The sequence below is a fragment of the Hyphomonas sp. GM-8P genome, from assembly GCF_003263315.1.
GTDB lineage: Bacteria > Pseudomonadota > Alphaproteobacteria > Caulobacterales > Hyphomonadaceae > Hyphomonas.
This window is the reverse complement of the sequence record NZ_AWFE01000035.1, coordinates 39,459-51,538: the sequence shown is the minus strand read 5'-3', so window position 1 is coordinate 51,538 and position 12,080 is coordinate 39,459. Positions and strand designations below refer to the sequence as shown.

The 12,080-nt window shown below is 63.3% G+C and carries 11 protein-coding genes and 1 pseudogene; 4 read left to right on the top strand and 8 right to left on the bottom strand.

The genetic code is table 11. The features are described 5' to 3' along the window. Positions 1–62 precede the first annotated feature (62 nt). The 7 genes from HY26_RS03165 to HY26_RS03135 form a co-directional block, all read right to left on the bottom strand. Entirely contained in the window at positions 63–299 is a 237-nt protein-coding gene (locus HY26_RS03165) for a F0F1 ATP synthase subunit C (RefSeq protein WP_034737903.1), read from the bottom strand. Between the two features lie 119 nt (positions 300–418). Next, complete coding sequence (locus tag HY26_RS03160; protein ID WP_034768894.1) at positions 419–1,177, bottom strand: F0F1 ATP synthase subunit A; 759 nt, start codon at positions 1,175–1,177, stop codon at positions 419–421. 8 nt (positions 1,178–1,185) lie between these two features. Then, on the bottom strand, positions 1,186–1,548 hold the full coding sequence (locus tag HY26_RS03155; protein WP_051600244.1) for an AtpZ/AtpI family protein: 363 nt from the start codon (positions 1,546–1,548) through the stop codon (positions 1,186–1,188). A gap of 150 nt (positions 1,549–1,698) precedes the next feature. Continuing rightward, positions 1,699–5,160, bottom strand: coding sequence for a chromosome segregation protein SMC (gene smc / locus HY26_RS03150; RefSeq protein ID WP_034768716.1), 3,462 nt, complete (start codon positions 5,158–5,160; stop codon positions 1,699–1,701). 15 nt (positions 5,161–5,175) lie between these two features. Beyond that, positions 5,176–5,934 carry a thioredoxin domain-containing protein gene (locus HY26_RS03145; protein ID WP_051600243.1) on the bottom strand — a complete coding sequence of 253 codons (759 nt, stop codon included), beginning with the start codon at positions 5,932–5,934 and terminating at the stop codon, positions 5,176–5,178. Positions 5,935–6,016: 82 nt separating this feature from the next. Continuing rightward, positions 6,017–6,673: a thioredoxin domain-containing protein gene (locus HY26_RS03140; protein ID WP_051600242.1), complete on the bottom strand. Its 657-nt coding sequence runs from the start codon at positions 6,671–6,673 to the stop codon at positions 6,017–6,019. Beyond that, positions 6,670–7,233 carry a DUF721 domain-containing protein gene (locus tag HY26_RS03135; RefSeq protein ID WP_051600241.1) on the bottom strand — a complete coding sequence of 188 codons (564 nt, stop codon included), beginning with the start codon at positions 7,231–7,233 and terminating at the stop codon, positions 6,670–6,672. The genes HY26_RS03140 and HY26_RS03135 overlap by 4 nt, the downstream gene beginning before the upstream one ends. Before the next feature lie 20 nt (positions 7,234–7,253). Here HY26_RS03135 and mutY point away from each other — a divergent pair, with 20 nt between their 5' ends. Both mutY and HY26_RS03125 read left to right on the top strand, forming a co-directional pair. Further along, positions 7,254–8,306: an A/G-specific adenine glycosylase gene (gene mutY, locus HY26_RS03130; RefSeq protein ID WP_051600240.1), complete on the top strand. Its 1,053-nt coding sequence runs from the start codon at positions 7,254–7,256 to the stop codon at positions 8,304–8,306. Positions 8,307–8,439: 133 nt separating this feature from the next. Continuing rightward, positions 8,440–8,973, top strand: a pseudogene (locus HY26_RS03125) (LysE family translocator); the annotation flags it as partial. Between the two features lie 10 nt (positions 8,974–8,983). Here HY26_RS03125 and HY26_RS03120 read toward each other — a convergent pair. Further along, entirely contained in the window at positions 8,984–10,066 is a 1,083-nt protein-coding gene (locus HY26_RS03120) for a site-specific DNA-methyltransferase (RefSeq protein ID WP_034768714.1), read from the bottom strand. Between the two features lie 248 nt (positions 10,067–10,314). Between HY26_RS03120 and HY26_RS03115 the strand changes: the two genes are divergently transcribed. Beyond that, positions 10,315–10,929 carry a trimeric intracellular cation channel family protein gene (locus HY26_RS03115; protein WP_034768712.1) on the top strand — a complete coding sequence of 205 codons (615 nt, stop codon included), beginning with the start codon at positions 10,315–10,317 and terminating at the stop codon, positions 10,927–10,929. 73 nt (positions 10,930–11,002) lie between these two features. Then, positions 11,003–11,977, top strand: a complete 975-nt coding sequence (locus HY26_RS03110) for a GAF domain-containing protein (protein WP_034768710.1) — start codon at positions 11,003–11,005, stop codon at positions 11,975–11,977. Positions 11,978–12,080: the final 103 nt, after the last annotated feature.

Here is a 12,080-nt window from a genome sequence, read left to right as displayed (position 1 = left end):
ACGACAGGATCGGGCCGGCCGGCAATTGTGCCGCCGGCCCGTTCAGGCTGGACGTTGGTCGATTAGACCACGAACAGGATCAGGATGGCGACGAGGAACGACAGGATGCCGAGCGCCTCGGAGAGGGCCATACCGATGAAGAGGTTGCCGGTCTGCTGCGGAGCAGCGGACGGGTTGCGCATGGCGGCGTCGAGGAACGAGCCGAAGATGTTGCCCACACCGATTGCAGCACCGATCATGCCGAGCGTTGCGAGGCCAGCGCCGACATATTTGAGGCCGAGAGTGATATCGCCTTCCATTGGGTGTCTCCTTGTTGGAATGCTTAAGGTTTCTACATTTTGCCGCCCGTGAAGCGTGTTCGGTGGGAGGCGTCAAGCGGTTTTGGTGCGGCTTTGACGCCGCACCGGCGAACAGGGTCCTAGTGGGACGGGTGCAGGGCGTCGTTGAGATAGACGCAGGTCAGGATTGCGAAGACGTAAGCCTGAAGGCCTGCAACCAGGAATTCGAGCGCGTTGAGCGCAACGCCCATCGAGAAAGCGAGAAGTGCCACCGGAACGTAGGCAATGCCGGCACCGATCAGTGTGACGGCGAAGCCGGCGAACAGTTTCAGCATGATGTGACCGGCCAGCATGTTGGCGAACAGACGCAGCGCCAGGGTCAGCGGACGGGCAAAGAACGAGATGACCTCGATCGGCACCAGAAGGAAGTAGATCAGGAACGGCGCGCCGGACGGGGCGAACAGTTTGAAGAATTTCAGGCCGTTCTTGTAGAAGCCGTAGCCGATCACGATCGAGATCACGAGCAGGGCGAGCGCAGCGGTCACGATGATGTGGCTCGTCGTGGTGAAGGCGTATGGCACCATGCCGATCATGTTGGCGAAGAAGATGAAGAAGAAGAGCGTGAAGACGAACGGGAAGAATTTGAGGCCTTCCTCGCCGGCTGCGCCGCGCACCATGTCAGCGACGAAGCCATAGCCGATTTCGGCCATCGACTGCAGGCGGGACGGCACCAGAAGGCCCTTCGAAGCGGCCACGCCGAAAAAGGCGATGGTCAGCACAACGCCCAGCAGCATGAAGCCGGAGGCATTGGTGAAGGACAGGTCTACGCCACCGATATTCAGGTCCAGCCATTTGCTGACCTGGAACTGGTGGATCGGGTCGATCGCTACGCTCGGCATCAGGAAGGTCATTCGTCCTCGGTCCCGTCTTCATTCGGGGCACTTTGCCCCTGTGTCATTTCAAGTGCCCGAGCGTTCAGCTCTTTATAGGCACGCATTATGGCCCGGATCCCTGCAGCGAACCCGAAGGTGCCGCCAATCAGCAATCCCCAGGGCTCTGTTCCTGCGAACTTGTCGATCCAGAAGCCGATAAAGCCTCCGACAAAGACATTGGCGACGAATTCGGCACCGTAACGCAGGGCATAGCCCCCTGCCGAGAGACTGACACCGTCTGCCTGCTCATCGCGCCGCTTTCTCGCCTCACGCTCATCGCGGGCCGCCTTTGCCTTGGCGATGCGTTCGCCGAGGTCGTTCGGTCCCTCGCTGGACATGATTTCAGATGCTCCGCAGCCGCGAATCCTTGCCGACGGGGCTTCCCCCCGGATTTCGGCGCAAACTATGTAGGCAGGCTGTCCAAGTCAACCGGAGATGCAGAAAGCTATCCCCCTGTTTTTTCTTGGATTATTTTCGTAATGTGTGCGCTACTCCGCCGCAACAAGCTCTTCGGCGGCCTGCAGGTCCACAGAAACCAGCTTTGAAACGCCCTGTTCGCGCATCGTAACCCCGAAAAGCCGGTCCATCCGGCTCATCGTGACCGGGTTGTGCGTGATGATCACGAAACGCGTGTCGGTGCGCTGGCGCATCTCGTTCAGCATATTGCAGAAACGGTCGACGTTTGCGTCATCCAGCGGGGCATCTACCTCGTCCAGCACGCAAATCGGAGCCGGGCGGGACAGGAAGACGGCGAAGATCAGCGCCGCCGCCGTCAGGGCCTGCTCGCCGCCGGACATCAGGTTCAGCGTGCCCAGTTTCTTGCCAGGTGGCTGGGCGAAGATTTCGAGGCCGGCCTGCAGCGGATCGTCGGCATCGACGAGGCGCAGTTCGGCCTGGCCGCCGCGGAACAGCGCCGTGAACAGGGCCTTGAAATGCTCATTTACCTGCTCGAACGCTTTCACGAGGCGCTCGCGGCCTTCCTCGTTCAGGGCTTCGACGCCCTGGCGCAGCTTGGCGATCGCCTTGGTCAGGTCTTCCTTCTCGATCACCTGCGCGCCGAGGCGCTCTTCCATCTCGGCGGCTTCTTCCTCGGCTTCCATGTTCACGCCGCCGAGCTGGTCGCGGGTACGGCGCAGGTCTTCCGCCCGGCGTTCGATGTCGCGGGGAGCAAACTCGCCCATTTCCTCTTCATCGAGGCCGGCTTCGGCAATGGCGAGCAGGCCTTCCGGTGTGCGCTGGAAATTATTGCGGGCGATCTCGACCGATTCTTCAAGGCGGCTTTCGGCCGTTTCGAGTTTCACTTTCCAGCCGGCGAGGGATTCGCGTGCCTCGGAGGCGGCAGCAGAGGCCCGGCGGGCAGCGAACTCGGCTTCGCGGATCGCAGCTTCCTTTTCGGCAAGCTGGTCGGCGGCCTTCTGGCGCTCGGCCTCCAGGGACGCGACCTCAGCAGATCGCATGTCGATTTCCGCGGCGAGCTGTTCCGGGCGGGTCTTAGCGGCCAGCGCTTCGGCCGCCGCGGCGGAGCGGCGCTCCAGCAGGCGGCCAACCCGTTCGGACGCCGCAGTGATGCGGCTCGTCCAGGTCTGCACGTCACGCTCAAGACCTTGCCGGCGTGCGGCGGCTTGTTCCCGGCCGCGTGTGATGTCGGTCAGGCGGCCCCGCGCTTCAATCTCGGCAGAGCGGGCTTCGGCGACTGCGGCGCGGGCCTCGGCGAGACGCGCTTCGAGCTGGCTTTCCTGCTCGCGGCTGTCGGACGGTGCGATCAGGGCGAGGTTCTCATTGACGATGGACAGTTCGGACTCCGCCCGCGAGAGCGCTTCGTCGGCCGTGTCGCGTTTCATTGCGGCGCGTTCGCAGGCCTGCGCTGCTTCCGTCACTGTGCTGCGCGCCATGTTCAGCGCGCGCTGGGCCGGGGCGACTTCGTAGCGGTAATTGCGCAAGGCTTCTTCTGCGGCGATCCGGGCGTCACGTGCGGCGGTGAAATCTGCGTCACGCGCCGCGAGCGTTTCCTGTAGCGGGCCAAGTTCGGCAAGGGCGGCTTCAAGGCGGGCCTGCTGTTCCAGGCGGGCAGCGGCGCTGACAGGCGCGTCTGGTGTGCGGGCAAACCCGTCCCAGCGCCAGAGATGGCCTTCCTTCGAAACCAGACGCTGGCCTGGCTTTAGCTGTCCGGCGAGGCGCGCGCCATCTGCGACATCGACCAGTCCACATTGTGACAGGCGCGCGGCGAGTTCTCCCGGCGCATCCGTGTACTGAGAGAGCGGCGTCGCTCCTTCCGGCAGCGCCTGGCCAACGGCGTCGGCGCCGCCCCAATACATAGCGGCGGCCTTGTCAGTCGGGGCTTCGATGTCGTCACCGAGGGCGGCTGCGATGGCTTTCTCATAGCCGTCTCTCGTGCGGATGCGCTCGACGACCGGCGGGGCGCTCGACCCTTCGGCCTTGCGCAGCAGTTTGCGCAGGCCGCCGATTTCGGCTTCCAATTCGCGGACAGCGCTCGCGGCTTCATCGCGCTGCGGCTGGGCAGCCGTCTCGGCATCACGCGTGGCGGCAAGGCGTTGTTCAGCTTCTTCAACGGCATGTTCTGCAGCCTGAAGCGCTGTTTCAGCTTCTTCTTCGGCAGCCTTCGCAGCCTTCAGCTTGCTGACGAGTGTAACGGCATCTTCGAGAGCGGCCATGTCGGCATGCAGGCGTTCAACTTCAGCGGTCAGCTGTGTCTTGCGCCGGGTCTGGGCCGCAGCCTGGTCCTCAGAGGCCTGACGACGGGCACGCGCTTCGGACAGGCGGGCCTGTGAGTCGTCTGCAGCCTGTTCAGCTTTGATCAGCTCAGCACGCGCGGCTTCGAGCGCGGCGCGAGTCTGCGCTTCGGTCTCGGCATTGGCGGTTTCGTCTTCCACCGGCAGGGCGGAGAGTTCGAACTTGGCGTTGGCGAGTGCGTCTTCCGCTTCGGTCTTGGCGGCCTGCTCGCGCTCGATGTCCTCCATCAGGCGGGTCGCTTCGGCTTCCAGCCGGGCATGGGCGTCGGAGGCGACCTTGCGTTCGGTTTCGAGCTTGGCGAGCGCAATCCGTGCCTGGCCGAGTTTCGCCGCGACGAGGCTTTCGGCTTCGCGCAGCGGGGCAAGGCCTTCGCCGGCTTCGACGCGTGCAGCTTCGCAAGCGGCATCCTGCCGGGACGTATCCTCGACCTGACGCTTCGTTTCTTCCAGCTTCTCGCGCGCCGTCTCGCAGGCAAGCTTCGCCTCGTGCCAGCGCAGATGGGCGATCAGCGCGTCGAGGGCGTAGATCTCTTCGGACAGCTTCTTGTAGCGGCGCGCTTTCGCAGCCTGCCGCTTCAGGCTGGCCAGCTGTCGCTCCACCTCGGCAGACACCTCAGAGAGACGTTCGAGATTTGCTTCGGCGGCGTTGAGTTTCAGCTCCGCTTCGTGGCGGCGTGTATTGAGGCCCGCGATGCCTGCGGCTTCTTCGAGGATACGGCGGCGGTTCTGCGGCTTCGATCCGATCAGTTCGGAAATCTGCCCCTGACGCACCAGCGCCGGGGAGTTTGCCCCGGTCGAGGCATCCGCGAACAGGAGCGTGATGTCCTTGCCGCGCACCGTGCGGCCATTCAGCTTGTAGGACGTGCCCGCGCCGCGGCGGATGCGGCGGACAATCTCCAGCGTGTCTGAGCCATTGAATTCGGGCGGCGCCGTGCGTTTGGAATTGTCGAGGATCAGCGTGACTTCGGCGGTCTCGCGCGCCGGACGTCCGGCAGAGCCGGAGAAGATCAGGTCATCCATCTCCCCGCCGCGCATCGCCTTGGCTGAGCTTGCACCCATGGCCCAGCGCAGCGCTTCGAGGAGGTTTGACTTGCCGCAGCCATTCGGCCCGACGATCCCGGTCAGACCGGGTTCGACGGGAAAATCCTGCGGGTCGACAAACGACTTGAAGCCGGCAATGCGAAGTTCAGTGATCTGCATTCCGGCTCCCTTGTCTTATGGTTGGTCTGTGGTTTCCGGCACGCCGGCATCTTCACCAGCTGTAGTCGGCTGCGGCGCAGCGTCTTCGGCCGGGGCGGCAGCTTCGGTTTCCGTCGCAGGCACTTCTTCGCCCAGCAGGCCGTCGATGAATTTCGAGAAATTCTCGACCGAGCCGGTCTCGCCGCCGAACAGGTGCTTCTCACCATTGATGATGAAAGTCGGGGTCGAGTCGACGCCCCACTTCTCGGTGGCGACCTGGTACTTGTCGGCCAGCGCTGTGCGATAGTCGCGGTTTTCCATGCAGGCGTCGAACTGGGCGGTCGTCTCAATGCCGTGGCGCTTGCCGATCGTCTGCAGCGTGGCTTTCAGCGTGCCGTTCTGGGCAGCGGTGACGACGCCGACCTGGTTGCGGAACAAGTCATCCATGACGTCGAAGAACTTGTCGTCTCCGGCACACATGGCCAGCACATAGGCCGGCACATCCGGCTCGTGGATCGGGTATTCGCGGAAGACGAACTTCACCTTGCCGGTGACGACATATTTTTCCGTCAGAGCCGGCAGGATGTCGTCGTGGAAATACTTACAGGCCGGGCAGGTCGGCGAGGCGTATTCGATGATCGTGATCGGGGCGTTCTCGGGGCCCTTCACATGGTCGCCCTTCGTGATGGCGGGTACGCCAGCTGTGGAGCCGCCGTCGCCACCGCCACATGCAGCAAGCATCAGGGCCGAAACTGCGGCCAGGGCGGAGCGTCTCGAGAGAAGATTCATGATCATGGCTTTCGCGTTAAGAATTGAGTCGATTGGGTTGCCAACTGGTTAACGGAAGCGGGGGCTGCTGTTAACTTTTGGCGCGCATTCAGTTGGTTGCAGAAGCGGCTTTGGCCAGTTCCGCGTCAAGAAAAGCGGTGAATCCTTCGGGCGTCATCATGACGGTTGTGGCGGCATGGGCCATTCCGTCGACAATGAAAGTCGGCGAGGCGTGGACGTCGTAATGTTCCGAGGATTTGTCGACTTCCAGCATGTCGAAGCGGATATCCATATCCTGATAGCAGGCGTCGAATTTCTCGCGGTCAGTGATGCCGTAAGGTGTGCCGACGATCAAAAGCGTGCCGGGCAGGGTTCCGACCTGTGCGGCGACGAAGATCTCATCCTGCCGGGCGAAGATGTCTTTGATGTAGGAAACGCCGTCCTCCTTTGGCAGGCACCGGGCCTGCGTCAGGATCGTCTTGTCGACCGAATTACGCACCCATTCGCGCATGACGAAACGGACCTTGCCCGTGGCAATGTAGTTCTCCTCGACGACCGGCAGGACCTCTTCCGCAAATTCCTTGCAGTGGCTGCAGGTGGGCGAGAAGTATTCGATCACCGTGACGGGCGCATCGGCGTCGCCTTCCACCCAGCCAAGCTCGTCTGCGGCGCTCCACTCTTTCCAGTCGTCCTGGGCAAGGGCCGGAGCCGCAAGAGCAATGCAGGCGAGTGCAGCGGTGGCGAGGCGTCGGGGCAGTCCGGTCATGATGGGTCCCGTGTGTTTTTGGGGTTTTCAGCGGTTAGCATGGCCGCCCCGAGCGCAACAATTGCCTCTCGCAGCCGCTTGTCCTGAATGCCGGCCGTGCTCGCTTCGAGTTCGGCGCGTTCCTTCGGGGTGAGCGGGCGGATCACCCGGCGCGGTTTCTGGGGAGCATCGGTGGTGCTCAGCGCGCCCTGCACCAGTTTGATCGAGATCACATCGCCGCCGGCCGCAACCGAGACGCGCTGGCGGATTGTCTCTGATTGGTGCTGAACCATCGGAGCCGCCTGAGGCAGAACGCGCAGGGTCAGCACCCGGCCGTCCTTGCCGCCGCTCAGGCGTTCGGGCCGGCAGAACTTGTAGAGTTGCTCCCCGGCGATCTCGCGCCACCGGCTCTTCAGGACCTGGATCGGCGGCAGTTTCTTCGCACCGGACTTGCGGGTCAGCCGCTCAGCCGCCACACCGATCTTCGGCATGCCCGGATGGACGGCCCGGCCGCGCATGTAGCGCAGACGGACCCGTGCGCGGGCCTCCTCAATGGGATCGATGCTTGATCTGGTCACCATTGATCTGAGATTGCACGGGAATGAAGACAACGGGAAGGCAGGCTGTGCCGAAACACGGGGATTTGAACAGACTGCCTGCAGACTTGCTCGTCTGGTTCGACAAGCATGGGCGGGATCTGCCGTGGCGCACGGCGCTGGGCGAGCGGCGGGACCCTTACCGCGTCTGGCTGGCCGAGATCATGCTGCAGCAGACAACCATTCCTCACGGCACGCCGTATTTCCATGCCTTTACAAAGCGCTGGCCGACGGTCGAGGCGTTGGCCGAGGCGAAGGATGAAGATGTCATGGCGGCCTGGGCCGGGCTCGGCTACTACGCCCGGGCGCGGAACCTGCTGAAATGTGCGCGGGAGATTGCGGCGCGCGGCAGCTGGCCGGAAACGGCGGAGGCGCTGAAGAGGCTGCCGGGCATTGGGCCTTATACGGCGGGCGCCATCGCCGCGATCGCGTTCAACCAGGCGGCCGCGGCGGTGGACGGCAATGTAGATCGCGTCTTCGCGCGCCTTCTGGCTCTAAAAGGTGACTGGCCCGAGGAGAAGAAGCGCCTCCATAAGCAAGTGGAACGTCTCGTACCGGACGACCGTCCGGGGGACTTTGCCGAAGCGCTGATGGACCTCGGCGCCACGGTATGCACGCCGACCAAGCCAAACTGCCTGATCTGCCCGCTTGCCGCTTATTGCGCTGCCAAGGCGGAAGGCGACCCGGAGCGCTATCCCATCAAACCGCCGAAAAAGGTGAAGCCCATCCGGCGCGGCGCGGCCTTCGTGGCGGTTCACAAGGGCGAAGTTCTGCTGCAGCGGCGACCGGACAAGGGACTGCTCGGTGGCATGCTGGGCCTGCCCACCAGCGACTGGTCGGAGGGCGAGCGCTCAGATCTCGCCCCCCCCTTCGCGGCAGGCTGGGAGGAGATTGGCGAAGTCCGCCACGTCTTCACGCATTTCGATCTGCGCCTCACCGTGCAGCGGGCAAACCTGCCGCGCCGCCCGAAGGCAGACGGCGTCTGGGTGCCATTGGCCGGGGTGGAAGGCCTGCCCAGCGTTTTCGCCAAGGCATTCCGGCTGGCGACGTCGGGCTGACCGCAAGAATCGGGTCGCTGGCGGCGGTCCGAGCAAGGAAAACCCGGCAGGCATACCGGGAGATTCCTCAATGATCACACAATTGCTTGCGCTGCTCCTGTTCCTGTTTCCACTGGCCTAAAGTCCCGGGCCGGGAAACATGTTCTTTGCGGCCAATGGCGCGCGCTTCGGCCTGGCGGCGACCCTGCCGGCGAGCGCCGGTTATCATCTCGCCACGTGGCTTGTGACCGCGGCGATCGGTCTGGGCTTTGCCGCAGCGCTCGAACGTTCTTCACAGGTGTTCCTGGTCATCAAATGGGCCGGGTCAGCCTACGTGCTGTATCTCGCCTGGAAACTTTTCCGGGCCGGCGCCATTGAAAGCGTGAGAGAGGCCCGGCCTGCCGGGTTCATGGATGGCGTCATCCTGTTGGCGCTCAACCCGAAAGCCTATGTCATCATCGCGCTGATGTTCACGCAATTCCTGACTGACGGGACGGAGGATCGATTTGCGGTCATCTGGATGATCACCACTGTTTTCACGCTCAACAATCTGGTCGCCTTCACCGTGTGGACGGCAGTTGGCAATGGGATCGCCAGACAATTTCAGGACGAGTCCCATGCGCACAGGATGAACATGGCGCTGGGCGCTATCCTGGCGGCCGTGGCGGTCTGGATGCTGGTCGTATGAATTGCCGGGCCTAGTTCAGGCCCATTTCTTCCCGGTAACGGCGGCGCAGGAGATCGATCGGCGCGAGATCACGCTTGTCGGTCTCATAGTGCCAATAGGTCCAGCCATTACAGGCCGGGGCCTGCTGGACGTGCGCGCCGAGGCGGTGGATCGAGCCTGAGACGTTGCCCGTTGTCAGCGATCCGTCGACCCGGATGCGGGCCTGGTAGCGGCGCTGCGGGCTGAACAGGCGGTCGCCCGGTTTCAGCCAGCCGCTTTCCAGCAGCGCGCCGAACGGCACGCGCGGCAGCGACTTCTTGCTCTTTTCGGTTTCGAGGTCTTCGCCATTGATCGGCTCGATGGCTTTCAGGCGGGCACGGGACAGGCGCACATAAGTCTCGTCGCGCTCGATGCCGATATAGTTGCGGCCAAGGCGCTTGGCGGCGGCGGCGGTCGTGCCCGTGCCCGAGAACGGGTCGAGGACCACGTCGCCCGGATTGGTCGTTGCCAGCAGGACGCGGTGCAGCAGGCCCTCCGGCTTCTGCGTCGGGTGAGCCTTCTTGCCGGCCTCGTCCTTCAGGCGTTCACCGCCGGTGCAGAGCGGGATCATCCAGTCGGAGCGCATCTGCTTGTCTTCGTTGAAGACTTTCAGCGCGTCGTAATTGAAGGTGCATTTCGACTGTTCGGACTTGCCGGCCCAGATCAGCGTTTCATGCGCGTTCTGGAAGCGGGTGCCCTTGAAGTTCGGCATCGGGTTCGACTTCAGCCAGATCACGTCGTTCTGGATCCAGAAGCCCTGGTCCTGCAGGATCGCGCCGACGCGGAAGATGTTGTGATAGGAGCCGATCACCCAGATGGCGCCATCGTCCTTCAGCACGCGGCGGCACTCTTCCAGCCACTGGTGGCAGAACAGGTCATAGGCGTCGAAACTGTCAAACTTGTCCCAATCATCGTCCACGCCATCGACGGTCGACTGGTCCGGACGGGTCAGGCCGCCACCGAGCTGGAGATTGTAGGGCGGGTCCGCAAAGACGAGGTCCACCGACCGGTCGGGCAGGCGGGAAAGGATATCGATGCAGTCGCCCTGCATGATGACGTTCTTTTGCAGTTCCATAGTACAGCCCCGAATACGCAACGCGTGAAAGACAGAAGCCCGAATCAGTGCGTTGCACCGGTTAGTGATTCCCTAACCGCGCCGCTTCGTTCCGGCCTCGAATCGTTCCGGAGTCGAAACTAGTTGCTGATTCGTGTTGTGGATAGGGCTGTGATTCGATCTGTGGAAATCCCTGTGATTTTCTGTGCAATTCAGGCGGTGATCGCCGGGATTGGAAGTCGGGGCAAAATCGGATTAGGAAGCGGCCCATGATATTCGACCTCGACCTGATCCTCACCATAGTGAATCCCATCGGTGCTTTCGTGTTTGCTCTCTCCGGCGGCATTGTTGCCGTGCGCAACAAGATGGACATTTTCGGTGCTGTCGTTCTGGCGATCATTACGGCGGTTGGTGGCGGCACGATCCGCGACATCATCCTGAACCAGCCGGTCTTCTGGTTGAGTGATCCGCTGACCATCTGGTGTGCCATTGCGGGCGGCGTGATCGCATTTTTCCTTCACAGCCTGGTCGATACATTCAAGCCGATCCGCTGGGCCGATGCGGTCGGCCTTGCCATTTTCGCCATCGCTGGCGCGGCAAAGACAGCCAGCCTCGGGCACGACCCTCTGTTCGTGGTGATCATGGGAGTCCTGACCGGCACAGGCGGCGGCGTGCTGCGCGATGTTGTCGCCAACCGCGACCCGCTGCTGCTGAAGGAAGACATCTACGCGACCGCGGCGCTGGTCGGTGCAGGGCTTTATGCTTTGCTGCATTTTGCGGGTGTTCCGGAAGGCTGGGCGTTCGCCTCCGGCATGCTGGTGGCGTTCATCCTGCGCGGGGCAGCGCTGATCTTCGGATGGCACCTGCCCAAGGGCCAGCCGTAAGAACCGCTGCAGGTCCGGCGTACAACCTTTCGGTAAGGTGCGTTTGCCGGGCGCCCGTGATACCTTATGTGGCATGAAAAGGGATGATCCGCCCGTCGGGCACGCCGAAAAGGTGCGCTCTGTGGCCCTGTCGCGAAGCGCGGCGGCGCAATCGAGCCTTGCGGCCTCCTGGGCGCGCTCGATGAAGACCTACGGCCTGGAGCCCGATGCTCCCGGCAATTCGGACGCGCGCCTTGAACAATCCGAGCTGCACGTTCGCCGCGACGGCCTCGGCCGGATCCTCGCGACGTCCGCGCCGGTGATGGACCGCCTCTATGCCAGCCTCGGCCTGGCGGGCTGCAGCGTGTTCCTTTCCGACACTGAAGGCGTGGTGATCGACCACCGCATGGCCGACAGCGACGGAGCGCTGTTCCGGGCGGCAGGCCTTTGCGAAGGCGGCGTCTGGTCCGAAGCCGTGCAGGGCACGAACGGCATCGGCACCTGTATCGCTGAGCAGCGCGCTGTCACAATCTATCGCGACCAGCATTTCCATGACCGCAATACGGTGATGAGCTGCATGGGCGCGCCCATCTTCGACGAGCATGGCGCCATCGCCGCTGTGCTCGATGTTTCCTCTTGCCGGGACGATCTCACCCAGCCTTTCGCGACGCTGATCGCGCAGACCGTGACCGACGCAGCCCGCCAGATCGAAGCTGATCATTTCCAGAGCGCATTTTCCAGCCGCCGTATCCTGCGTGGATCCGGCGACGGACAAAAGGGCGCCGTGCTGCTGGCGGTGGACGGAGACGATCTCGTCGTCGGAGCTACGCGTGCGGCCCGAGCGATCTATGGCCTTGGGCATAACAACAGGATCGATCCGCGCCCGGCCGGGGATCTATTCGGGGATTCGGAACAACGCGGCGTGGGGCTCGAAAGTGCCGAGCGGCGCGAACTGCGCCGGGCCATTGCCCGGGCCAATGGCAATATGGCTGCCGCCGCCCGCGCCCTCAGTATCAGCCGGGCGACGCTGTACCGCCGGATGGAGCAGCTGGGCCTCTCGCGCGACTGATTTGCCGGCAAATGTGTCTCATTCCTGAGACACATTCCGCATTTCACCGGATTGACGCGGGCTGACAGCGGCCTGCAGCAGGCAGAACATTCCTCCCAGTCTT